The organism is Azoarcus sp. DD4 (assembly GCF_006496635.1).
GTDB lineage: Bacteria > Pseudomonadota > Gammaproteobacteria > Burkholderiales > Rhodocyclaceae > Azoarcus.
This window is the reverse complement of sequence record NZ_CP022958.1, coordinates 390,448-412,870: the sequence shown is the minus strand read 5'-3', so window position 1 is coordinate 412,870 and position 22,423 is coordinate 390,448. Positions and strand designations below refer to the sequence as shown.

At 67.0% G+C, this 22,423-nt stretch carries 22 protein-coding genes; 8 read left to right on the top strand and 14 right to left on the bottom strand.

The genetic code is table 11. From position 1 onward, the window contains the following. The first annotated feature begins 253 nt into the window (after window positions 1-253). The 8 genes from CJ010_RS02020 (at window position 254) to nusB (ending at window position 7,792) form a co-directional block, all read left to right on the top strand. A complete protein-coding gene (locus tag CJ010_RS02020) occupies window positions 254-1,381 on the top strand; it encodes a helix-hairpin-helix domain-containing protein (protein ID WP_141016490.1) in 1,128 nt (375 codons plus the stop codon). 168 nt (window positions 1,382-1,549) lie between these two features. After that, entirely contained in the window at window positions 1,550-2,794 is a 1,245-nt protein-coding gene (locus tag CJ010_RS02015) for a nitronate monooxygenase (protein ID WP_141016489.1), read from the top strand. 46 nt (window positions 2,795-2,840) lie between these two features. Further along, window positions 2,841-3,164, top strand: coding sequence for a divalent-cation tolerance protein CutA (cutA, locus tag CJ010_RS02010; protein WP_141016488.1), 324 nt, complete (start codon window positions 2,841-2,843; stop codon window positions 3,162-3,164). Window positions 3,165-3,222: 58 nt separating this feature from the next. Continuing rightward, a complete protein-coding gene (gene dsbD / locus CJ010_RS02005) occupies window positions 3,223-5,025 on the top strand; it encodes a protein-disulfide reductase DsbD (protein WP_141020532.1) in 1,803 nt (600 codons plus the stop codon). Window positions 5,026-5,096: 71 nt separating this feature from the next. Further along, window positions 5,097-5,711 carry a riboflavin synthase gene (locus tag CJ010_RS02000; RefSeq protein ID WP_141016487.1) on the top strand — a complete coding sequence of 205 codons (615 nt, stop codon included), beginning with the start codon at window positions 5,097-5,099 and terminating at the stop codon, window positions 5,709-5,711. Next, window positions 5,708-6,799, top strand: coding sequence for a bifunctional 3,4-dihydroxy-2-butanone-4-phosphate synthase/GTP cyclohydrolase II (gene ribBA / locus CJ010_RS01995; RefSeq protein WP_141016486.1), 1,092 nt, complete (start codon window positions 5,708-5,710; stop codon window positions 6,797-6,799). The genes CJ010_RS02000 and ribBA overlap by 4 nt, the downstream gene beginning before the upstream one ends. Before the next feature lie 58 nt (window positions 6,800-6,857). Beyond that, window positions 6,858-7,328, top strand: coding sequence for a 6,7-dimethyl-8-ribityllumazine synthase (gene ribH / locus CJ010_RS01990; protein WP_141016485.1), 471 nt, complete (start codon window positions 6,858-6,860; stop codon window positions 7,326-7,328). Further along, on the top strand, window positions 7,325-7,792 hold the full coding sequence (gene nusB / locus CJ010_RS01985; protein ID WP_141016484.1) for a transcription antitermination factor NusB: 468 nt from the start codon (window positions 7,325-7,327) through the stop codon (window positions 7,790-7,792). Before ribH ends, nusB begins: the two co-directional genes overlap by 4 nt. An 85-nt stretch (window positions 7,793-7,877) precedes the next feature. On the opposite strand, the gene CJ010_RS01980 is transcribed toward nusB, so the two are convergent. From CJ010_RS01980 to paaK, 14 genes are all read right to left on the bottom strand, one after another. Continuing rightward, window positions 7,878-9,194 (bottom strand): DEAD/DEAH box helicase, encoded by a 1,317-nt coding sequence (locus CJ010_RS01980; protein ID WP_141016483.1) that lies wholly within the window; start codon window positions 9,192-9,194, stop codon window positions 7,878-7,880. 452 nt (window positions 9,195-9,646) lie between these two features. Beyond that, the gene (locus CJ010_RS01975; protein WP_141016482.1) at window positions 9,647-9,922 is read right to left on the bottom strand and encodes an HU family DNA-binding protein; all 276 of its coding nucleotides are present in this window, start codon (window positions 9,920-9,922) and stop codon (window positions 9,647-9,649) included. A 255-nt stretch (window positions 9,923-10,177) separates the two neighbouring features. Next, window positions 10,178-10,939: an ABC transporter ATP-binding protein gene (locus CJ010_RS01970; RefSeq protein ID WP_141016481.1), complete on the bottom strand. Its 762-nt coding sequence runs from the start codon at window positions 10,937-10,939 to the stop codon at window positions 10,178-10,180. Between the two features lie 3 nt (window positions 10,940-10,942). After that, entirely contained in the window at window positions 10,943-12,736 is a 1,794-nt protein-coding gene (locus tag CJ010_RS01965) for an ATP-binding cassette domain-containing protein (RefSeq protein WP_141020531.1), read from the bottom strand. Between the two features lie 104 nt (window positions 12,737-12,840). Further along, on the bottom strand, window positions 12,841-13,878 hold the full coding sequence (locus CJ010_RS01960; protein ID WP_141016480.1) for a branched-chain amino acid ABC transporter permease: 1,038 nt from the start codon (window positions 13,876-13,878) through the stop codon (window positions 12,841-12,843). Between the two features lie 146 nt (window positions 13,879-14,024). Then, on the bottom strand, window positions 14,025-15,173 hold the full coding sequence (locus tag CJ010_RS01955; RefSeq protein ID WP_141016479.1) for an ABC transporter substrate-binding protein: 1,149 nt from the start codon (window positions 15,171-15,173) through the stop codon (window positions 14,025-14,027). A 133-nt stretch (window positions 15,174-15,306) separates the two neighbouring features. Then, window positions 15,307-16,509, bottom strand: a complete 1,203-nt coding sequence (gene pcaF, locus CJ010_RS01950; RefSeq protein ID WP_141016478.1) for a 3-oxoadipyl-CoA thiolase — start codon at window positions 16,507-16,509, stop codon at window positions 15,307-15,309. A 49-nt stretch (window positions 16,510-16,558) separates the two neighbouring features. Further along, window positions 16,559-17,203, bottom strand: coding sequence for a TetR/AcrR family transcriptional regulator (locus CJ010_RS01945; protein ID WP_141016477.1), 645 nt, complete (start codon window positions 17,201-17,203; stop codon window positions 16,559-16,561). A gap of 59 nt (window positions 17,204-17,262) precedes the next feature. After that, entirely contained in the window at window positions 17,263-18,330 is a 1,068-nt protein-coding gene (gene paaE, locus CJ010_RS01940; RefSeq protein ID WP_141016476.1) for a 1,2-phenylacetyl-CoA epoxidase subunit PaaE, read from the bottom strand. Between the two features lie 34 nt (window positions 18,331-18,364). Continuing rightward, entirely contained in the window at window positions 18,365-18,856 is a 492-nt protein-coding gene (paaD, locus tag CJ010_RS01935; protein ID WP_141020530.1) for a 1,2-phenylacetyl-CoA epoxidase subunit PaaD, read from the bottom strand. Between the two features lie 73 nt (window positions 18,857-18,929). Further along, window positions 18,930-19,700: a 1,2-phenylacetyl-CoA epoxidase subunit PaaC gene (gene paaC / locus CJ010_RS01930; RefSeq protein ID WP_141016475.1), complete on the bottom strand. Its 771-nt coding sequence runs from the start codon at window positions 19,698-19,700 to the stop codon at window positions 18,930-18,932. A 12-nt stretch (window positions 19,701-19,712) separates the two neighbouring features. After that, a complete protein-coding gene (gene paaB, locus CJ010_RS01925; RefSeq protein ID WP_141016474.1) occupies window positions 19,713-20,000 on the bottom strand; it encodes a 1,2-phenylacetyl-CoA epoxidase subunit PaaB in 288 nt (95 codons plus the stop codon). 31 nt (window positions 20,001-20,031) lie between these two features. Next, window positions 20,032-21,033, bottom strand: coding sequence for a 1,2-phenylacetyl-CoA epoxidase subunit PaaA (gene paaA / locus CJ010_RS01920; protein WP_141016473.1), 1,002 nt, complete (start codon window positions 21,031-21,033; stop codon window positions 20,032-20,034). Window positions 21,034-21,088: 55 nt separating this feature from the next. Continuing rightward, window positions 21,089-22,411 (bottom strand): phenylacetate--CoA ligase PaaK, encoded by a 1,323-nt coding sequence (gene paaK, locus CJ010_RS01915; RefSeq protein ID WP_141016472.1) that lies wholly within the window; start codon window positions 22,409-22,411, stop codon window positions 21,089-21,091. Window positions 22,412-22,423 lie beyond the last annotated feature (12 nt).

The window sequence follows — 22,423 nt, the reverse complement described above, 5'->3', positions numbered from 1 at the left end:
TGCGCCTCTACGCTGCTGTGGCCTATTACTCAGGTCGTATCCGCCTCCGCTCCGGCGCCGCCATCGACGCGTGGCCACCCTGCCCGGCCTGGGGCAGGCAGAGCTTCACGATGTCGGATTCACGACATCGGCACTGCAACGGTGCATGACCGCAGCACCATGCCAGTGCATTGAAATTTAATACATTTTTCATTTTACAAGCGACCTTCGCTGCCGGAGAATCGCGCCCTTTTCATTCGCAGGCCACCTCGCCATGTACAGCCACGACGCCATTCCGGCCTCCGCCCAGCCCGCTCGACTCGACACCAGCCGCTACGCCTTCGACGGCGACTTCGTCAGCCTCGGCGCCGACATCCTGGTGCAGGACGCGGGATACGCCGCCAGCCGGCCCTGGCTGCTGCAGCTGTGGGCCGCTGCGGCCGACACCGGCCGCGTGAAGCTGGCCGAAGCAGTCTGCCGTGTCGACGGCGCCGGCCCGGATGGCCGCATCCGCCTGCACGCCACCGCGGCCGCCCACCCGCCGGCCGGCAAGGGCGAGCACCGGCTCAGCCTGGTGCTCGCAACCGACGACGGCATCGGCGTCCGCGTGCTCGATCAGGCCGACTTCCCCTGCGACATCGCTTTCGTGCAGCCGAGCCTGGACGGCACGGCCGGCTACCGGATCGACGAGGACGGCATCGCGATCCAGGTGGGCCGCGTGTTCAATCCGCGCCCGGCGGACAACCTCAGCGGCACGCTTGCACTCGAACTGTGGGCCCTGCCGGCTCCCTATCGCGGCGGCGCCTTCAGCGGCATCCAGCTCGGCAGTGTCGCGCTGGGGAGTCTGGCCGGTCAGGCGGAATGGACCGACGTGGCACGCACCCTGCCCCGGCCCAGCCTGCCCGCCGGCAGCTGGCACTTCGCCCTGATGCTGCGCGAATGGACAGGCAACGGCTACCTGACCCGCGACTACAGCAATTTCGCCCTGCCGGTGGACGGTCCGCTGCACTCGACGCTTGCCGCAGCGCCCATCGCCCACGACCTCGACACCGTCGATGCCGTCGAGCAGGCGGCAGCACCGGCGCCCGATGCAGCACCGGCGCCCGATGCAGTACCGGCGCCAGTCGCCGAACCGGCCGCGGCGCGCCCGGCCGACAAGCGCGCAGCCAAGCGCGCGGCCAAGTCCGGCGCCGCGCGTCGCCCGGCGGCCAGCGCCGACAAGAACACGGTGTCGATCAACCACGATCCGGTGGACCGTATCGCCGCGATCAAGGGTCTGCCCACGCGCGTCGCCGAAGCCATCGTCGCCGGCCGCCCGTGGCAGCGCATCGAGGACCTGCGCATGGTGAAGGGCATGGGCGACAAGCTGCTGGACAAGCTGCGCGCCTTCATCCGCCTGTAAGCCGGACGATGCAGGCTGGCCGCGCGCCGGTTGCTCCGGCCGCGGCCGCGCATTTTTGCGCCGCATCAACGAAAGCCGCATTTGCAACGACCAAACGACGATAAAGCTCCACCTACATCCGCTGCCGAGCGATAATGCCGGATTGCGGAAAAACGGAAACGGAAGCACATGAAGCGCGTCGATGATTTTCGCCTGCGGCTGGGCTCTAAGGAACTGGTGCCCATCATGGTGGGCGGCATGGGGGTCGACATCTCGACCGCCGAGCTGTCGCTCGAAGCTGCCCGCCTGGGCGGCATCGGCCATATTTCCGACGCGATGGTGCCCACGGTCTCCGACCGCCGCTTCAACACCAAGTACGTCAAGAACAAGCTGCAGCAGTACAAGTTCAACGTCGCCAATTCCGACAAGTCGGTGGTGCAGTTCGACCTCGGCCTGCTCGCCGAAGCCACCGCGCTGCATGTCGGCAGGACGATGGAAGCCAAGCGCGGTGACGGCCTGGTCTTCATCAACTGCATGGAAAAGCTGACGATGAACGGGCCGAAGGAAACCTTGCGGGTGCGCCTGCAGGCGGCGCTGGATGCCGGCATCGACGGCATCACGCTGGCCGCCGGCCTGCACCTCGGCTCCTTCGCGCTGATCCAGGACCACCCCCGCTTCAACGACGTCAAGCTGGGCATCATCGTGTCCTCGCTGCGTGCGCTGCAGCTCTTCCTGAAGAAAAACGGCCGTACCGGCCGCCTGCCCGACTACGTCGTGGTCGAAGGCCCGCTGGCCGGCGGCCACCTCGGCTTCGGCATGGACTGGGCCAAGTACGACCTCGCCACCATCGTCGCCGAGATCCGCGACTGGCTGAAGGCCGAGCAGCTCGACATCCCGCTGATCCCCGCCGGCGGCATCTTCACCGGCTCGGACGCGGTCGGCTTCCTGGAAATGGGCGCCGCCGCCGTGCAGGTGGCGACCCGCTTCACCGTGACCGAGGAATGCGGCCTGCCGGAAGACGTGCAGCAGGAGTACTTCAAGGCAAGCGAGCAGGACATCGAGGTCAACCAGATCTCGCCCACCGGCTACCCGATGCGCATGTTGAAGAACAGCCCGGCGATCGGCGACGGCATCCGTCCGAACTGCGAAGCCTACGGCTATCTGCTGGACGCCTCCGGCAACTGCCAGTACATCGAGGCCTACAACCGCGAAGTGGCGGCGCACCCGGAAGCGCGCAAGGTCAAGGTGTGGGACAAGACCTGCCTGTGCACCCACATGCGCAACTTCGAGTGCTGGACCTGTGGCCAGTACACCTACCGGCTGAAGGACACCACCCGCCGCAACGAGGATGGCAGCTACCGCATCCTCAGCGCCGAGCACGTCTTCCACGACTACCAGTTCAGCACCGACAACCAGATCGCCCTGCCGGACTGACTGCTGCGGCAGCATGCGGACGGGCGCTCGCCGCGGAGCCGTCGCCATGACCGACACCCTGATCGTCATCACCACCCTGCCCGACGCCGAACACGCGGCCGCCCTGGCCGCGCGCGTGGTGGAAGAGCGCGTCGCCGCCTGCGTGAACATCCTCGCGCCCTGCACCTCGGTGTATCGGTGGCAGGGACAGGTCGAAACCGCCACCGAAGTGCCGCTGCTGATCAAGACCGCCGCTGCGCGCTACCCGGCGCTCGAAGCGGTGATCCGCGCCCATCACCCCTACGAACTTCCCGAGATCGTCGCGGTCCCTGTTGAGCGCGGCCTGCCGGCCTACCTCGACTGGGTCGCCGTCGAGGCCGCGCCCAACTGAGCACGGGCGCCGCAGCACCCGGCGCCCCACCGAACCCCTCCGGACCTGCCTTGCCGTGATCCACCGCCTGCTGACCCTGCTCGCCCTCGTCGCCAGCCTGCTCGCCCTCTCCGCCCACGCCGCCGAACCCATCCAGCCGGAAAAGGCTTTCGCGATGCGCGCCCAGGCCTTCGACGGCCAGACCGTGGAAGTGGTGTTCGACATCGCCAGGGACTACTACCTCTACGGCAACAAGTTCCGCTTCAGCGCCGAACCGGCCACGGTGACGCTGGGCGAGGCCCAGCGGCCGCCGGGCAAGATCAAGGACGACGAATTCTTCGGTAAGGTCGAGACCTACCGCGGCGAACTGCGCATGCTGCTGCCGGTCAGCGCCCCGCCCGGCGTGCGCCGCTTCGAACTCACGGTGAGCAGCCAGGGCTGCTGGGACGGCGGCGTGTGCTACCCGCCGACGCCGCAGCGCGCCTCCATCGATCTCGACGCCGTGCCCGCTGCGGGCAGCGGCAGCCTGCTCGATCGCGCGCTGGCGCAAGCCTCGCCGGCCGACGCCGGTGCGGATACCGCCGGCACGGGCGATGAAAGCGGCCGCATCGCCGGCCTGCTGCGCGACGCCAGCGTGCCGCTGGTGCTGGCCAGCTTCTTCGGCTTCGGCCTGCTGCTCGCCTTCACGCCCTGCCACTTCCCGATGATCCCCATCCTGTCGGGCATCATCGTCGGCGGTGGCCAGCACCTGTCGCGCGGGCGCACTTTTGCGCTGTCGATCGCCTACGTGCTGGGCATGGCGGCCACCTACGCCGCTGCCGGCGTCGCGGCCGGGCTGTCGGGCACGCTGCTGGTCGCCGCACTGCAGAACGTCTGGGTGCTGTCCGCCTTCGCGCTGGTCTTCGTGCTGCTGTCGCTGTCGATGTTCGGCTTCTACGAACTGCAGATGCCGAACGCACTGCAAAGCCGGATCGCCGACACCGCCAGCCACAACAAGGGCGGCCACCTCGGCGGCGTGGCCGCGATGGGCGCGCTGTCGGCGCTGATCGTCGGCCCCTGCATCGCTGCACCGCTGGCCGGTGCCCTGCTCTACATCGCCCGCAGCGGCGATGCGGTGCTGGGCGGTGGAGCCTTGTTCGCGATGGGCCTGGGGCTGGGTGCGCCGCTGCTCGCCGTCGGCATGGCGACGCGCTCGGTGCTGCCCAAGGTCGGCCCGTGGATGGACGGCGTGAAAAAGGCCTTCGGCGTGATCCTGCTCGGCGTGGCGATCTGGCTGCTGATGCCGGTGCTGCCGCCGCTCGCCGGCATGCTCGCATGGGCGGCGCTGCTGCTGTTCTCGGGCATCTTCCTGCATGCGCTCGACCCGCTGCCGCCGCAGGCCAAGGGCTGGCAACGCTTCTGGAAGGGCGTGGGCGTGGTGCTGGCTATAAGCGGCGCCGCCATGCTGATCGGCGCCCTCGCCGGCTCGCGCGACCCGCTGCAGCCGCTGGCGGTGCTGCGCGCCGAAGCCGCGGCAGCCAAGGCTGCGCCGGCGTTCGAGAAGGTCGACTCGATCGCCGAGCTGGACGCCCGCCTGGCCAGCGCCGGCAGGCCGGTAATGCTCGATTTCTACGCCGACTGGTGCGTGTCCTGCAAGGAGATGGAGCGCTACACCTTCCCCGACGCGCAGGTGGCCGCGCGCATGGACCGGATGCTGCTCCTCAAGGCCGACGTCACCGCCAACAGCGAGGCGCACAAGGCGCTGCTCAAGCGCTTCGGCCTGTTCGGCCCGCCGGGCATCATCTTCTTCGATGCCGCCGGGCAGGAGCGCGACGGCCTGCGCGTGGTGGGCTACATGAAGGCGGAGGCTTTCGCCGGCATCCTCGACACCGCGCTGCGGTAGCAAGAACCGGGCGCCGGCTTTCGCCCGTTTTCGCCTACAATCCCGCTTTCCCCTTTTCCGTCAGTCCCTTCATGTTCTCCGGCATCGTGGCCGCTTGCGGCCGTATCGAACACATCGAGCCCCTCGCCGATGGCCTGCGCCTGACCGTGGACACCGCCACGCTCGACCTTTCCGACGTGCAGATCGGCGACAGCATCGCCAACAGCGGCGTCTGCCTTACCGTGATCGAGCGCGACGGCCAGCGCGTCAAGTTCGACGTCTCGCGCGAGACCCTCAACTGCACCGTCGGGCTGGATGCCGTCGGCAACGAGCTCAACCTCGAAAAGGCGCTGCAGCTGTCCGACCGCCTCGGCGGCCATCTGGTCACCGGCCATGTGGACGGCGTCGGCGAAGTGCTGAAGTTCGCGCCGGTGGGCGAAAGCCACGAACTGGTTATCCGCGCCCCCGGCGCCATCGCCGGCTACATCGCGAAGAAGGGCTCGGTCACGGTCAACGGCGTCAGCCTCACGGTGAACCGTGTCGAAGGGCCGGACTTCTCGATCAACCTGATCCCGCACACCGTGGCGGTGACCAACCTCAAGCACCTCGAGCCGGGCAGCCGGGTCAACCTCGAGATCGACCTCATCGCCCGCTACGTCGAGCGCATGCTCGCCTGGCGCGAAGAAGAATCCAAGGACAAGGCATGAGCGCACTCGCCCCGATCACCGACATCATCGCCGACATCCGTGCCGGCAAGATGGTCATCCTCGTCGACGAAGAAGACCGCGAGAACGAAGGCGACCTGGTGATGGCCGCCGAATTCGTCACGCCCGAGGCGATCAACTTCATGGCCAAGTACGGCCGCGGCCTGATCTGCCTGACGCTCACCGACGAACGCTGCCGCCAACTCGGCCTGCAGCAGATGGTGCGCGACAACCGCACACCGCACGGCACCGCCTTCACCGTGTCGATCGAAGCGGCCACCGGCGTCACCACCGGCATCTCGGCGCACGACCGCGCCCGCACCGTGCAGGTTGCGGTCGCCCGCCACGCCAAGCCGGACGACATCGTGATGCCCGGCCACATCTTCCCGCTCACCGCACAGAAGGGCGGCGTGCTGATCCGCGCCGGCCACACCGAGGCCGGCTGCGACCTCGCCCAACTCGCCGGGCTCGAACCCGCCGCGGTGATCTGCGAGATCCTCAAGGACGACGGCACCATGGCCCGCCTGCCGGATCTGGTGGAATTCGCCGCCGAGCACGGCCTCAAGATCGGCGCCATCCGCGACCTGATCGAGTACCGCGCGGCCACCGAGCACCTGGTCGAGAAGGTCACCGAGAAGGACGTCGACACGCCGCACGGTCGCTTCCGCCTGTCCGCGTTCGAGGACCGCACCTCGGGCGACATCCACTTCGCGCTCACCCGCGGCGACATCCGCCCGGACGCCGAAACCCTGGTGCGGGTGCACGAGCCGATCTCGGTGGTCGACTTCCTCGACCCGGCCAGCGGCCGCCACAGCTTCGCGGTAAACGATGCGCTGGCCGCGATCGCCCAGGCCCAGGCCGGCGCCATCGTGCTGCTCTACCGGCCGCAGTCCGGCCAGGACCTGCTCGCCAACCTCACCGGCACCGCGGCCGAACGCCCGGTGAAGTGGGATCCGCGCCTGTTCGGCGTCGGCGCCCAGATCCTCAAGTCGCTCGGCGTCGGCAAGATGCGCCTGCTCGCCAACCCACGCAAGATCCCGAGCATGGCCGGCTTCGGCCTCGAGATCACCGGCTTCGTCGACAAGACCTGACCCCTCGGGCGCCCGCACACGGCGCCTTCATCACACTAACAGAACAGACAAACACACCATGGCCCGCTACGACAACATCGCTGAATTCGAACCCGACCTGGACGGCAAAGGCCTGCGCGTCGGCATCGTCATGAGCCGCTTCAACCAGGACGTCTGCGAAGGCCTGCTGTCAGCCTGCACCGCCGAACTGCTCAAGCTCGGCGTCTCGCCTGACCTCATCCGCATCGCCACCGTGCCGGGCGCGCTGGAAATCCCCCTGGTGCTGCAGAAGATGGGCCTCTCCGGCAAGTTCGACGCGCTGGTCGCGCTGGGTGCGGTCATCCGCGGCGAAACCTACCACTTCGAGCTGGTCTCCAACGAAATGGGCGCCGGCATCACCCGCATCGGCCTGGATACCGGCGTGCCCATCGCCAACGGCGTGCTCACCACCGAGGACGACGACCAGGCGCTGGCCCGCATGCAGGAAAAGGGCAGCGACTGCGCGCGCACCGCGGTCGAGATGGCCAATCTGCTGAAGGTCGTGCAATGAGCACCAAGATGGCGCGTCGCCGCGCCCGTGAACTCGCCCTGCAGGGCGTCTACCAGTGGCTGCTGTCGGGCAATTCGCCGCAGGTGGTCGAAGCCCACGTCGAATCCGAAGCGGAGAACTTCGACAAGGTCGACCGCGAGCTTTTCGTGATGCTGCTGCGCGGCACGCTGGACAACGTGGAAAGCCTGCAGGCGGAGTTCGCCCCCTTCATTCACCGCCCGATAGACGAGCTGTCGCCGATCGAGCGCGCCATCCTGCTGCTCGGCACCCACGAGTTGAAGCACAACATCGAAACGCCCTACCGCGTGGTCATCAACGAGGCCATCGAGCTCGCCAAGGGCTACGGCGGCACCGACGGTCACCGCTTTGTCAATGGCGTGCTCGACAAGCTCGCTGCACAGCTGCGCGCGCTGGAAGTCGAAGCTGCACGCGCAAAGAAAGATGGTGCTGCCGGCTCCGCCTGAACAGACATCACGTCCATCGGGCCAGGTCCGGCCCGAAACAAAAAACCCGCCTCACGGCGGGTTTTTGCTTTGGGGCGTCGTACGTTCAGCCGCGCGGACCACGCTCGCGGCGGTCACCATGGCTGCGCTCGCCGCGGGAGGGATGACCGTCGCGGCCATAACCACCGCTATTGCCGCGGCCGGCGTAGCCACCACCCGGCTTGCCACCGCTGCCGAAGCGCGGACGACCGGCACCGGCAGGGCGCGGCGCGGACGGACGGCGCGGCGCCGGCTCCAGCCCCGGGATGGTATGCACTTCGAGACGATCACCGGTGAAGCGCTCGATCGCGCGGATCAGGCCGGTTTCACGCGGACCCGACAGGGTGATCGCGATACCGTCGCGACCGGCGCGGCCGGTACGGCCGATACGGTGCACATAGTCCTCGACCTGACGCGGCGGATCGAAGTTGATGACGTGGCTGATGCCGGCGACGTCGATGCCGCGGGCAGCCACGTCGGTCGCCACCAGCACGCCGATGCGGCCCTGGCGCAGGCGCTGCAGGGTGCGGTTGCGCACCGTCTGGTGCATGTCGCCATGCAGCGCGGCGGCGGCGAAGCCCTTTTCCTGCAGGCTGAGCGACAGCTCGTCGGCGCTGCGCTTGGTCGCGGTGAACACCACGGCCTGTTGCAGGCCGTCGGTGCCGAGCAGGGCTTCGAGCAGGCGGCTCTTGTGGCCCATGTCGTCGGCGAACATCAGGCGCTGCTCGATGTTGCCGCGCTTGGCCTCGGTCGTGGCGATCTCGATGCGCTGCGGATTGCGGGTGAGCTTGTTGGCAAGCGCACCGACCACGCCGTCCAGCGTGGCGGAGAACAGCAGGGTCTGGCGCGAAGCGGGGGTCGCGCCGACGATGGCCTCGATGTCCTCGGCGAAGCCCATGTCCAACATGCGGTCGGCTTCGTCGAGCACCAGCACCTCGATGTCCGACAGCTTGAGCTTGCGGCGATTGAGGTGGTCCAGCAGGCGGCCCGGCGTGGCCACGATCACGTCGACCGGACGGCTGAGCTGCTTCACCTGGGCGAAGAAAGGCGCGCCGCCGACCAGGCAGGCGGTATTGAGCCAGCGCAGTGCGCGGCCATAGGTCTTGACCGCCTGCTCGACCTGTTGGGCGAGTTCGCGCGTCGGGGTCAGCACCAGCACGCGCGGGCCGCTGCCCGGCGCCGGACGACGGCCGGCCAGGCGATGCAGCGACGGCAGCGTGAAGGCAGCGGTCTTGCCGCTACCGGTATGCGAGGACACCAGCAGGTCGGCACCGGCGATGGCGGCGGGAATCGCCTGCATCTGCACCGGGGTCGGCGTGGTGTAACCGCTTTGTTCAATGGCGGAAATGAGTTCTTCGGCGAGGCCGAGGCTCTGGAAAGTCATGTGTCTTCCTTATTTCGGACCAGCTTGTGGCCGGACCGGGTTCGGACCCGCGAAAACGGGTCGCATGGCATCGCACCGCCCGGACTCGTGGTAAACGAGAACGGGGCGCAAAGGCGACAAGCGCGCGATGGGCGTGGGCCGGTCGACTACGGCATGGAAAACGAACACATGCCGGCTCGACCGCGCATCGGCACCAACCGGTTGTCACGATGCCAGACGATCGGAAGAACGAATGGAGTTCGGCGGGAGGTCGGAGGCGATGGGGCTGTGGATACAGTCCCTGGGGCCGGATCGGCGGGAGAGTCCCGCGACAGAATCACCATGGCCCTGCTGCTGCATTGCACAACGGGGCGGATTATAGCGTCTTTTTGTCGACGCGTCGGAAAAAAATGCAAGCGGCCCGGCAACTTACGTTAACCGGGCCGCCGAATGACGGAAAACGTCAGGGGGTATTACTTGTTGACTGCGGCCTTCAGCGTGGCGCCGGCAGTGAACTTGGGCACGCTGGAAGCGGCGATTTCGATCGTCGCGCCGGTTTGCGGGTTACGGCCGGTGCGGGCAGCACGCTCGGAGACCTCGAAGGAGCCAAAGCCGGTGAACGCCACTTTTTCACCCTTGCCGAGTTGCTCGGAGATGATGTCGAGCACGGCAGACAGGGCGCGGTCAGCTTGAGCGCGGGATACATCCAGACGGTCGGCCAGGGCTTCGACGAATTCACCTTTGTTCATGCTTTTCCTCGATTGGTATTAGGGAAGTGATGTGGTTCTACGGGCCGGATTCTAGCACCGTCGCGGGATTCGGGGCAGCTCGTAACATCCTGACGTAGCATTCTGCATACAATTTCCGCCCCGCGCGAAAACATCCGATCGCACCGCCACTACGACTTTCGTTCAACGAACCGGAATCCTTCGCGGACGAGCCGGTTTTCGCCGCGAAAACCCGGGCATCGGACATCGCGGGACACCCGCCTCAGGTTGCCGGCCTCAAGTCGCCAACATCTCCTGATGCTTGCCGCCCAGCCCCAGGTAAGCCTCGATCACCCGCGGATCGTCCTTCAGCTGCGCCGCCGGCCCTTCCATCGCGATCTGGCCGGTCTCCAGCACGTAGGCGTAGTCCGCCACCTGCAGCGCCGCGCGCGCGTTCTGCTCGACCAGCAGGATCGACACCCCGCGCCGTCTCAGCTCCGCGATGATCCGGAAGATCTCGCGCACGATCAGCGGCGCAAGCCCCAGGCTCGGTTCGTCCAGCATCAGGAGCTTCGGTTTGGCCATCAGCGCGCGGCCCACCGCCAGCATCTGGCGCTCGCCGCCCGACAGCGTGCCGGCGAGCTGGCTGCGTCTTTCCTTCAAGCGCGGGAAGAGGTGATACACCTCCTCCATGGTCTGGCCGTGGTCGCGCTTGCCCATGCGGTAGCGCTGGAAGGCGCCCAGCGTCAGGTTGTCCTCCACCGTCATCTCGCCGAAGAGTTCGCGCTTTTCGGGCACGAGGTTCATGCCGCGCGCCACCATGCGTTCGACTTCCGGCACCGCTTCGATGCTGCCGTCGAACTGGACTTTGCCCTTGGAGTTGAGCACGCCCATGATCGCGGAGAGCATCGTCGTCTTGCCCGCGCCGTTGGGGCCGATCACGGTGACGATCTGGCCTTCGCCCACCGTCAGGTTGGCATTGGTGAGCGCTTCCACCTTGCCGTAGGCCACGCACAGGTCCTGGATCTCCAGCACCTTGTTCTTGGTTTCGTTCGCCATGATTTACTCCACCCCGCCCAGGTAGGCTTCGAGCACCTTCGGGTCTTTCTGCACGTCTTCCGGCAGGCCTTCGGAGATCTTCTCGCCGAACTCCATCACCACCACCCGATCGACCAGGCCCATCACGAAGTCCATGTCGTGTTCGACCAAGAGGATGGCCATGCCTTCGGCCCTGAGCTTCTTCATCAGGTCGCCGAGCGCTTCCTTCTCCTTGAAGCGGAGCCCCGCGGCGGGCTCATCGAGCAGCAGCAGGCAGGGGTCGGAACAGAGCGCGCGGGCGATTTCGAGGATGCGCTGCTGGCCGAGCGCGAGGCTGCCGGCTTCGTCGAACATGTGTTCCGCGAGGCCCACGCGCTCGATCTGGCGGGCCGCTTCTGCCAGGAGGCGCGACTCTTCTTCGCGGTCCATGCGCCAGGCCGAGCTGATCACGCCCTTGTCGCCGCGCAGGTGGCCGCCGATGGCGACGTTCTCGAGCACGCTCATGGTCGGGAGCAACTTCACGTGCTGGAAGCTGCGGCTCATGCCCATGCGGGCGATCTCGCGCGAGTCGTGACCGGCCACCGGCTTGCCGCGGAACAGCACCTCGCCCGAGGTCGGGGTGTCGACCCCCGAGATCTGGTTGAACATGGTGCTCTTGCCTGCGCCGTTGGGGCCGATCAGCGCGAGGATCTCGCCCGCGCGCACTTCGAGGCTCATGTTGTTGTTGGCGACCAGGCCGCCGAACTTGCGGGTGACGTTCTTGGCTTCGAGGATGAGCTCGCCCTTCTTGGGCAGTTCGCGGCGCGGCAGCTCCTTGGCGGCGGCGTCCAACGTCTTCCTCTTCGCTTTGACCGGGACGAGCTTGGTGAGGATGGGCCACAGGCCGTCGCGGGCGCGTTGCAACACCACCACCATCATCAGGCCGAAGACGATGACTTCGAAGTTGCCCGACTGGCCGAAGAGCTTGGGCAGCAGGTCCTGCAGCCACTGCTTGAGCACGGTGATGACGCCGGCGCCCACCAGCGCGCCCCAGACGTGGCCGGCACCGCCGACCACCGCCATGAAGAGGTACTCGATGCCGATGTGCAGGCCGAACGGGGTCGGATTGACGAAGCGCTGCATGTGGGCGTAGAGCCAGCCCGAGGCGCAGGCGTGCAGCGCGGCGATCACGAAGATGATCATGCGCGAGCGCGAGGTATCGACCCCCATCGCTTCGGCCATCACCATGCCGCCCTTCAAGGCGCGGATGGCACGGCCTTCGCGGGAATCGAGCAGGTTCTGGGTGGTGAAGACCGCGGCGAGCAGGAAGACCCAGATGAGGTAGAAGATCTCTTCACCCTGGTCGAGCACCCAGCCGAAGATGGAAATCGGCGGAATGCCGGTGAGACCGGTGTGGCCGCCCAGGCTTTCCATGGTGCCGAACAGGAAGTACAGCGAAATCCCCCAGGCGATGGTGCCCAGCGGCAGGTAGTGGCCGGAGAGCTTGAGGGTGAGGGAACCGAGCACCACCGCGACCACCGCGGTGAAGACCAGGCCCACCCCCAGCGCCAGCCAGGGCGAACCGCCGGCCCAGGCGAGCCAGGCGGGCAGATCGGTGGCGGTGCACAAGAGCGCGGTGGTGTAGGCGCCCAGCCCCACGAAGGCGGCCTGGCCGAAGCTGGTGAGGCCGCCGACACCGGTCAAGAGCACCAGGCCGAGCGCCACCATGGCGTAGAGGCCGATGTAGTTGAGCAGCGTGACGTAGAAGGGCGGCAGCACCAGCGGGGCCACCGCGAGCAGCGCGAGGAAGACGCCGAGGATGACGCGGGGAGAGAACATGGCGGACCCGGTGGTCGGTTGTTGGGCAGGCACCACGGTGAGGGGCGGCCGGGCGGCGGACTTCGCCGCGGGCGGGCTCACGCGGGATTCGGGCAGCGGCGCGCTCATTCTTCTTCCTCCAGGTGGTGGCTGGTGAGCGAGCGCCACAGCAGCACCGGGATGATCAGGGTGAAGACGATGACTTCCTTGTAGGCGCTGGCCCAGAAGGACGAGAAGGCTTCGAGCAGGCCGACCAGCACCGCGCCGACGGCGGCCAGCGGGTAGCTGCCCAGCCCGCCGATGATGGCGGCGACGAAGCCCTTCAACCCGATCAGGAAGCCGGTGTCGTAGTAGATGGTGGTGATCGGGGCGATCAGCACGCCCGACAGCGCGCCGATGAAGGCGGCCAGCACGAAGGTGAGCTTGCCGGCGAGCGCGGGCGAAATCCCCATCAGCTGGGCGCCGACGCGGTTGATCGCGGTGGCGCGCAGCGCCTTGCCGTAGAGGGTGCGCTCGAAGAACTGGTAGAGCGCGGCGATCAGCGCGAGGGAGGCTACGATCACCCAGATGGTTTGCCCCGACACCAGCAGCGGGCCGACTTCGAAGCGGGCTTCACTGAAGGGCGGCGTGCGCTGGCCTTCGGCACCGAAGAACAAGAGCCCCAGGCCGACCATGCCCACATGCACCGCGACCGAGACGATCAGCAGGATGAGCACCGGGGCGGAGGCGATCGGCTGGTACACCACGCGGTACATGAAGGGCCCCATCGGCACCACCACCGCGAGCGCGAGCAGCACCTGCGCGGCCAGCGGCAGCGTCTTGAGCGGCAGCGCCATCAGCAGCCCCGCGAGCACCAGCGGATAGGCCAGGTTCCAGCCGACGATGCCGCCGAGCTTCTTCGTCTGGCCCGACTGCAGCGCCGCACGGCCGTCGAGCAGCGCTGCGATCACCCCCAGCGCCACCAGCAGCCACACCGTCGCCGGCACCCCGCCCGCCTGCATCATCGCCAGCGTCAAGGCGCCATAGGCAACAAACTCCCCTTGCGGGATGAAGATCACCCGCGTGACCGCAAACACCAGCACCAAGGCCAGTGCCAGCAGCGCGTAGATCGCTCCGTTGGTGATGCCGTCCTGTCCCAGCAACAGCGCTATCTGAAAATCCATGGCGAACCCCTGCGACACTGCCGCCCCGGCGGGATGGCGTGCCCTGCTGTTTCATTCTCTGTCGGGATGAATGCAACGCGGGAACAGGACGTCCCCGCGCCGGCCCGGGCGCGCCTCTTACGCACCCGGACCGCTTCTTGTGCGGCTTACTGAACCAGCTTCCAGGCGCCGTTCTGGATCTGCACCATGACGCGGGCGCGCTGGTCGAAGCCGAGATGGTCGGTCGCGCTCATGTTGAAGATGCCGTGCGCGCCCGCTTGCTCCTTGACGCCTTCGAGCGCATCGCGCAGCGCGGCACGGAACTCCTTGGTACCCGGCTTGGCCTTCTTCAGCGCGACCGGGGCGGCGGCGGAGAGCAACACGCCGGCGTCCCAGGCGTGGGCGCCGAAAGTGGATACCGAACCCTTGCCGTGAGCGGCCTCGTACTTGCCGATGTACTCCAGCGCGGCCTTCTTCACCGGGTTGCTGTCGGGCAGCTGGGCCGCGACCAGCACCGGACCGGCAGGCAGGAAGGTGCCCTCGCAATCCTTGCCGCAGACGCGCAGGAAGTCGTTGTTGGCAACACCGTGGGTCTGGTAGTACTTGCCGGTGTAGCCGCGTTCCTTCAGCGTCTTCTGCGGCAGCGCGGCCGGGGTGCCGGAGCCGGCGATCAGCACGGCGTCGGGCTTGGCGGCCATGACCTTGAGCACCTGGCCGGTGACCGAGGTGTCGGTACGGTTGAAGCGCTCGTTGGCGACGATGTTGAGCTTGCGCGCTTCGGCCACCGACTTGAACTGCTCATACCAGCCTTCGCCATAGGCGTCGGCGAAACCGATGAAGGCGACGTTCTTCACCCCGTTGCTGGTCATGTGCTCGACGATGGCGGTGGACATCTGCGCGTCGTTCTGCGGCGTCTTGAACACCCAGCGCTTCTTGTCATCGACCGGCTCGACGATGCGCGCGGAGGCGGCCATCGAGATCATGGGCGTGGCGGCTTCGGCGGTCACGTCGATCATCGCCAGCGAGTTCGGCGTGATGGTGGAGCCGAGCACCACGTCCACCTTGTCCTCCGACAGCAGCTTGCGGATGTTCTTCACCGCGGTGGTGGTATCCGAAGCGTCGTCGAGCACGATGTAGTTCACCTTCTCGCCGCCGAGGGTGGTCGGCATCAGCCCGATGGTGTTCTTCTCCGGAATGCCGAGCGAGGCCGCCGGGCCGGTCGCCGACACGATCACGCCGACGTTGATGTCGGCCTGGGCTGCGGTGGCGGCAAAAGCCAGGCCGATGGCGGCCAGCAGGGTGTGCTTCAGTTTCATGGTGTCTCCTCCTTGTGTTTATTGCGTTGCCGGTTTGAGCTTGAGCTTTGTTGTTCGGCTACGTCGGGCGAAAAATTATCACATTGCTAACTCATTTGAAAATATCAAATTTCGCACACGAACGATCCGCCGTTCAAACCCGCTCGATGATCATGGCGATGCCTTGGCCGACGCCGATGCACATGGTGCACAGGCCGTAGCGGCCGCCGGTGGCTTCGAGCTGGCGCATCGCGGTGAGCACCAGGCGCGCACCCGAGGCACCGAGAGGATGACCGAGGGAGATGGCACCGCCATTGGGGTTAACGCGGGCGTCGTCGTCGGCCAGCCCGAGCTGGCGGGTTACCGCCAGGGCCTGCGCGGCGAAGGCTTCGTTGAGTTCGATGACATCCATCTGGTCGAGGCTGAGGCCGGCCAGGGCCAGCACCTTGCGCGAGGCCGGCGCCGGGCCGATGCCCATGATGCGCGGCTCGACGCCGGCAGTGGCCATCGCCACGATGCGGGCGCGCGGCTTGAGGCCGTACTTCTCGGCCGCCGCCGCGGACGCCAGCAGCAGCGCCACCGAGCCGTCGTTGGTGCCGGAGGCATTGCCGGCGGTGACGCTGCCGTCGGGGCGCACCACACCCTTCAGCTTGGCCAGCGCCTCAAGCGAGGTTTCGCGCGGATGCTCGTCGGCGGTCACGCGCAGCGGCTCGCCCTTCTTCTGCGGAATCTCGACCGGCACCAGTTCGCCGTCGAAGAAGCCGCGCGCCTTGGCCGCGGCATAGCGCTGCTGGCTGCGCAGCGCGAAAGCGTCCTGGTCGGCACGGCTGACCTTGAAGTCGGTGGCGACGTTCTCGGCGGTTTCCGGCATGGAGTCGATGCCGTACTTGGCCTTCATCAGCGGATTGACGAAGCGCCAGCCGATGGTGGTGTCTTCGACCTTGGCCACGCGCGAGAAGGCGGTGTCGGCCTTGCCCATGACGAAGGGCGCGCGGCTCATGCTCTCGACGCCGCCGGCGATCATCAGCTGGGTTTCGCCGGTGCGGATCGCACGCGCAGCGGTGCCGACCGCGTCCATGCCGGAGCCGCACAGGCGGTTGATGGTGGAACCCGGCACATCGACCGGCAGCCCGGCAAGCAGGCCGGCCATGCGCGCGACGTCGCGGTTGTCCTCGCCGGCCTGGTTGGCGCAGCCGTAGTAGATGTCGTCCACCGCGGCCCAGTCGACACCGCCGTTGCGGGCGATCAGGGCCTTGATCGGGAGCGCGGCAAGATCGTCGGTACGCACGCCGGACAGGGCGCCGGCATAGCGGCCGATGGGGGTGCGGATGCCATCGCAGATGAAAACTTCGGACACGGGCTGTTTCTCCTTTTGTTCTCTTGGGACGTCGGGGTTGAAAACGGATTCAGGCGGTATCGGCGGTGCTGCGCGCCTTCTTCGCACGGCCCGGCATCTGGGCCACCAGGCCCTTGACGCCGTTCAGCAGGATGGTGGTGACCACCGGCGCCATGTCGGCATAGGTCAGCCGGCCATCGGCGGACAGCCAGGTGAAGGTCCAGTTGATCATGCCGAACAGGATCATCGCGACCGGCTTGTCGAGCTTGCGCTTCTTGAGGCCGGGCTCGACGCGCTCGATCGCCGCGGCGAAGGCCGACACCACCGCGCGTTGCTTGCCGACGACATGCTCGGCCTGCTCCGCCTTGAGGAACTTCACGTCCTGCACCAGCACCACGTGCTGGCTCTGCGAATGCTCGTACTCTTCCATGAAGCGCGTCACCAGCGCCGCCAGTTGCGGCTCGGCGTCGAGCTCCTGCGCCTCCACCCCCGCGACGATCGCCAGCAGCCGGTCCATGTAGCTGTCGGCGATGTCGAACAGGATGTGTTCCTTGTCGCGGTAGTAGTGGTAGAGCAGCGGCTTGGACACGCCGCAGGCCGCCGCCAGCTCCGCCATCGAGGCGTTGTGGAAGCCCTTGTCGGCAAACAGCCGCGCCGCCTCCTGGAGGATGGCTTCGCGCTGCAGTTCGAAGGTGGGAGATTTGCCCCTGGCCATGGTGTAGTTCCGATCCGTACGAGTAAAACCGCCCCCCGCCGGAATCCGTTTCCGCCGTCTTATCTGTCGTCGTAGCTGATGACCACGCGCTCGGTGAGCGGGTGGGCCTGGCAGGTGAGCACGTAGCCCGCGTCAATGTCCGGCTGCTCGAGCGTGTAGTTCTTGTCCATGCGGACCTTGCCTTCGAGCACCTTGGCGCGGCAGGTGCAGCATACCCCACCCTTGCAGGAGTACGGCAGGTCCATCCCGGCGCGCAGCGCCACATCCAGGATGGATGGGTCTTCGGCGCGGAAGTCCATCTCGCGCTTGAGGCCATCGACGATCACGGTGATGCGCGCCTGCGGCGCGTCGCCCGCCTCGACATGATGCTTGGGTGCGCTGTCGGGCACGCCGAAACGTTCGAGGTGGATGCGCTCCTGCGCCAGGCCGCCGGCCTTCAGCGCGGCCTCGACCTCGTCGATCATGCCGCCGGGGCCGCAGACGAAGGCGGCGTCGATGTCGGCCACCGGGATCAGGGTGTCGAGGAAGGCGGCGACGCGGGCCTGGTCGAGCCGGCCGTTGAACAGCGGCACTTCCTGCTCCTCGCGCGAGAACACGTTGTACAGCGCGAAACGGGTCAGGTAACGGTCCTTCAGGTCTTCCAGGGCCTCGGCGAACATGGTGCTGCTCTGGCGGCGGTTGCCATAGACCAGGGTGAAGCGGCTGTTCGGCTCGGCACGCAGCGTGGTCTTGATCAGCGACAGGATGGGGGTGATGCCGCTGCCGGCGGCGAAGGCCACGTAGTGCTTGGCGTTGGCCGGATCGAGCGGCGCCGAGAAACGGCCTTCCGGCGTCATCACCTCGAACACGTCGCCGACGCGGATGGCATCGACCGCCCAGCTCGAGAAGCGGCCGCCGTCGACCTTGCGGATCGCCACCCGCAACTCGCCGTCATCGACGCCGGAGCAGATGGAATAAGAGCGGCGCACTTCCTCGCCGCCGACCACGGCCTTGAGGTTGAGGTGCTGGCCCTGGACAAAGCGGTAGTCCTCGGCGAGTTCCGCCGGCACCTCGAAGCGCAGGCTGACCGAGTCCGGGGTTTCGCGCCGCACTTCGGCGATCTTGAGGGGGTGGAACGTGGGTTTCATGTCTTGTCTCCGGCTTCCGGCTCTCGCGGCGGGATCAGATCGGTTTGAAGTATTCGAAGGGTTCGAGACAGCTCTTGCAGCGCCAGGTGGCCTTGCAGGCGGTGGAGCCGAATTCCGACAGCCGCTCGGTGTCGGTGGAGCCGCAGCGCGGACAGGTCAGCGTCTTCTTCACGAAGCGGATCGGCTGCACGCCGCCCACCGCGGCGCGGCCGGTCGGCGGCACGATGCCGTAGGCGCGCAGCTTCTCGCGCGCCGCCTCGCCGATCCAGTCGCTGGTCCAGGCCGGGTCCAGCCGCGTCTGCAGTTCGACGCTGGCGGCACCGGCGGCGAGCAGCGCATCGCGCACCGTACTGCCGATCACCTCGGTGGCGGGACAGCCGGAATAGGTCGGCGTCACCACCACGGTCACCGCATCGTCGTCGCAGCGCAGTTCGCGGATGATGCCGAGCTCGGTCACCGAGACCACCGGGATCTCGGGATCGGGCACCGCATCGAGCGCCTGCCAGGCCTGGGCTTCGGTCAGCATCATCATTCGACTCCAGGACGTGTGGAAAAGCCGTAGCAGGTGGGCCGCGCAGCAGGCTTATCCATACGTCGACTCACCACTGCGCGCCGGGATAGGTGCGCTGCATGTACTGCATGGTTGCCAGCATGTGGCCGAGGTGCTCGCTGTGGCGACCGAACTTGCCGTAGCTCTTGAACGGCGTCCGGGCCGGCACCGTCAGCGTGGCCTCGTTCAGCACCGGCACCACCGCAGCTTCCCACTCGGCTTCGAGTTCGCCCCAGGCCGGGCCGACACCGGCGGCGGCCACCGCGTCGTCGGTCGGGTTGGCGGCGAAGAGTTCGGCGGTGTAAGGCCACAGGTAGTCGAGCGCGGCCTGCGCCTTGTCGTGCGACACCGCGGTGCCGTCGCCGAGGCGGATCACCCATTCGCCGGCGTGGCTCATGTGGTAGCGCGCTTCCTTCAGGCTCTTGGCGGCGATCGCGGCCAGTTCGCTGTCGCTCGACTTCGACAGGCGCTGGTAGAGCAGCACCTGGAAGGCGGAGAACAGGAAGTTGCGCACCACGGTACGGCCGAAGTCCTCGTTGGGCAGCTCGGCCAGGGTGACGTTGCGGTAGTCGCGCTCGATACGCAGGAAGGCGAGCTGGTCCTCGTCGCGGCCCTTGCCTTCGAGCTTGCCGGCGTGGGTCAGCAGCAGGCGGGCCTGGCCGATGAGGTCGAGCGCGGTGTTGGCGAGCGCCATGTCCTCTTCCAGCACCGGCGCGTGGCCGCACCACTCGGACAGGCGCTGACCGAGGATCAGCGCGTTGTCGCCGAGGCGCAGCACATACTCGATGTGGGCAGCGTTTGCAGTGTTCTGTTGGGTCATCTCGGCCACCGCTTACATGTGATTGACTTCGTCGGGCAGCTGGTAAAACGTCGGATGCCGGTAGATCTTGTCCTCGGCCGGGTCGAACAGCTCCGGCTTGGCATCCGGGTCCGACGCGATGATGTCGGCGGCCTTCACCACCCAGATCGACACGCCTTCCTGGCGGCGGGTATAGACGTCGCGCGCCACCTGCAGCGCCAGCGTGGCATCCGGCGCGTGCACGCTGCCGCAATGCTTGTGATCGAGACCGTTACGGCTGCGGACGAAAACTTCCCACAGCGGCCATTCCTTGCGTTCCATGTTTTGTCCCCTCTCTATTGATCTTGATCGATCAGGCTGCGGCCTTTTCGCGCGCCGCCTGCTTTTCCGCATGCGCCAGCGCCGCTTCGCGCACCCAGGCGCCGTCTTCCCAGGCCTTCACCCGCTCCGCCAGGCGGTCGACGTTGCACTGGCCGTGGCCGTTCACCACCGCCCAGAACTCGTCCCAGTCGAGCGCGCCGAAGTCGTAGTGGCCGCGTTCGGCATTCCACTTGAGTTCGGGGTCGGGCAGGCTGACGCCGAGCACTTCGGCCTGCTTCACCGTGGCGTCGACGAACTTCTGGCGCAGGTCGTCGTTGGAGATGCGCTTGATGCCCCAGCGCGCGGAATCCGTATGCACGCTGTCCTTGTCGTGCGGGCCGAACATCATGATCGACGGCCACCACCAGCGATTGACCGCGTCCTGCACCATCTCGCGCTGTTCTTCGGTGCCCTTCATCATGGTCAGCAGCAGGTCGTAGCCCTGGCGCTGGTGGAAGGATTCCTCCTTGCACACTCGGATCATGGCGCGGGCGTAGGGGCCGTAGCTGCACTTGCACAACGGGATCTGGTTCATGATCGCGGCGCCGTCCACCAGCCAGCCGATCACGCCGATGTCCGCCCAGTTGAGCGTCGGGTAGTTGAAGATCGAGCTGTACTTCGCCTTCTTGCTGTGCAGCGCTTCGAGCAGTTCGTCGCGCGACACGCCCAGGGTTTCGGCGGCGGCGTAGAGGTAGAGGCCATGGCCGCCTTCGTCCTGCACCTTGGCGAGCAGGATGGCCTTGCGCTTGAGGCTGGGCGCGCGGGTAATCCAGTTGCCTTCGGGCAGCATGCCGACGATTTCCGAGTGGGCGTGCTGGCTGATCTGGCGGATCAGGGTCTTGCGGTAGGCCTCGGGCATCCAGTCCTTGGCCTCGATGAAGCCGCCGGCGTCTATCTTGGCGTCGAACTCGGCCTGGTACTCCGGGTTCTCCACCGCGCGCAGCGGCTTGGCGTCGGCATTCTGCTGGGGAATATCGAGAGCTTGCGTATACATGGTGCGCTCCTTGTCTTTCGAACGCGGCGGGGCGGAATGGCCCCGCCGCTGCAAATCAGGCTTTCGGACGGTGGTCGATGACGCGCTTGGCCTTGCCCACGGTCACGCGCTCGATCGAGAAGGGTTCGCCGACGATGACCTTGGCCGACACGCCGATCAGGCTCTTGATGTGGTGGGTCAGCTCCTTGGCGAGCGCTTCCTTCTGTTCCGGGTGACGGCCGACATTGGCGTCCGGGTTGATCTCGACCTTCACCGTCAGCGTGTCCATGTGGCCATGCTTGTCGACTTCAAGCAGGTACTGCGGCGCCAGCTTGGGCATCTTGCAGATCAGTTCCTCGATCTGGGTCGGGAACACGTTCACCCCGCGGATGATGAGCATGTCGTCCGAACGCCCGGTGATCTTGGCCATGCGCCGCATGCTGCGCATCGACGGCGGCAGCAGCCGTGTGAGGTCGCGGGTGCGGTAGCGGATCACCGGCATCGCCTCCTTGGACAGCGAGGTGAATACCAGTTCGCCCTCGGAGCCGTCCGGCAGCACTTCGCCGGTGACCGGGTCGATGATCTCGGGGTAGAAGTGGTCTTCCCAGATGGTCGGGCCGTCCTTGGCCTCGACGCATTCGCTGGCCACGCCCGGGCCCATCACTTCGGACAGGCCGTAGATGTCCACCGCGTCCATGCCGGAGCGGTGCTCCATCGCCTCGCGCATCGCCGGCGTCCAGGGTTCGGCGCCGAAAATGCCGATCTTGAGCGAGGTGCTCTTGGGGTCGATGCCCATGCGCTCCATCTCGTCGAGGATGGTCAGCATGTAGGACGGCGTCACCATGATGATCTTGGGCTTGAAGTCCTGGATGATCTGGATCTGCTTCTCGGTCTGGCCGCCGGACATCGGCACCACGGTGCAGCCCAGCTTCTCGGCACCGTAGTGGGCGCCCAGGCCGCCGGTGAAGAGGCCGTAGCCGTAGGACACGTGCACCATGTCGCCCGGGCGGCCGCCGCCTGCGCGGATGGAGCGCGCCACTACCGTGGCCCAGGTATCGATGTCCTTCAGCGTGTAGCCCACCACCGTCGGCTTGCCGGTGGTGCCGGACGAAGCATGGACGCGGGCGACCTTGTCCATCGGCACCGCGAACATGCCGAAGGGGTAGTTGTCGCGCAGGTCGTACTTGCTGGTGAAGGGGAACTTCGCCAGGTCGGCGAGGGTTTTCAGGTCGTCCGGGTGGACGCCCTTGTCGTCGAAGGCCTTGCGGTAGTGCGGCACGTTTTCATAGGCGTGGCGCACGCTCCACTTCAGGCGCTCGAGCTGCAGCGCGCGCAGTTCGTCCACGCTGGCCGTTTCGATCGGTTCGAGCTGGGGTGGTGCATAGCTGTTGATGGGCATTCTTGTCTCCTC

Coding starts and splice junctions, on each gene's coding strand:
- nusB (WP_141016484.1), top strand. CDS start 7,325: ATGAGCACCAAGATGGCGCGTCGCCGCGCCCGTGAACTCGCCCTGCAG.
- ribH (WP_141016485.1), top strand. CDS start 6,858: ATGGCCCGCTACGACAACATCGCTGAATTCGAACCCGACCTGGACGGC.
- CJ010_RS01945 (WP_141016477.1), bottom strand. CDS start 17,203: ATGGCCAGGGGCAAATCTCCCACCTTCGAACTGCAGCGCGAAGCCATC.
- CJ010_RS02020 (WP_141016490.1), top strand. CDS start 254: ATGTACAGCCACGACGCCATTCCGGCCTCCGCCCAGCCCGCTCGACTC.
- paaA (WP_141016473.1), bottom strand. CDS start 21,033: ATGTATACGCAAGCTCTCGATATTCCCCAGCAGAATGCCGACGCCAAG.
- paaC (WP_141016475.1), bottom strand. CDS start 19,700: ATGACCCAACAGAACACTGCAAACGCTGCCCACATCGAGTATGTGCTG.
- CJ010_RS01970 (WP_141016481.1), bottom strand. CDS start 10,939: ATGGCGAACGAAACCAAGAACAAGGTGCTGGAGATCCAGGACCTGTGC.
- CJ010_RS01975 (WP_141016482.1), bottom strand. CDS start 9,922: ATGAACAAAGGTGAATTCGTCGAAGCCCTGGCCGACCGTCTGGATGTA.
- ribBA (WP_141016486.1), top strand. CDS start 5,708: ATGAGCGCACTCGCCCCGATCACCGACATCATCGCCGACATCCGTGCC.
- CJ010_RS01965 (WP_141020531.1), bottom strand. CDS start 12,736: ATGTTCTCTCCCCGCGTCATCCTCGGCGTCTTCCTCGCGCTGCTCGCG.
- CJ010_RS02015 (WP_141016489.1), top strand. CDS start 1,550: ATGAAGCGCGTCGATGATTTTCGCCTGCGGCTGGGCTCTAAGGAACTG.
- CJ010_RS01980 (WP_141016483.1), bottom strand. CDS start 9,194: ATGACTTTCCAGAGCCTCGGCCTCGCCGAAGAACTCATTTCCGCCATT.
- CJ010_RS01960 (WP_141016480.1), bottom strand. CDS start 13,878: ATGGATTTTCAGATAGCGCTGTTGCTGGGACAGGACGGCATCACCAAC.
- CJ010_RS01955 (WP_141016479.1), bottom strand. CDS start 15,173: ATGAAACTGAAGCACACCCTGCTGGCCGCCATCGGCCTGGCTTTTGCC.
- paaB (WP_141016474.1), bottom strand. CDS start 20,000: ATGGAACGCAAGGAATGGCCGCTGTGGGAAGTTTTCGTCCGCAGCCGT.
- paaE (WP_141016476.1), bottom strand. CDS start 18,330: ATGAAACCCACGTTCCACCCCCTCAAGATCGCCGAAGTGCGGCGCGAA.
- paaK (WP_141016472.1), bottom strand. CDS start 22,411: ATGCCCATCAACAGCTATGCACCACCCCAGCTCGAACCGATCGAAACG.
- CJ010_RS02000 (WP_141016487.1), top strand. CDS start 5,097: ATGTTCTCCGGCATCGTGGCCGCTTGCGGCCGTATCGAACACATCGAG.
- cutA (WP_141016488.1), top strand. CDS start 2,841: ATGACCGACACCCTGATCGTCATCACCACCCTGCCCGACGCCGAACAC.
- paaD (WP_141020530.1), bottom strand. CDS start 18,856: ATGCTGACCGAAGCCCAGGCCTGGCAGGCGCTCGATGCGGTGCCCGAT.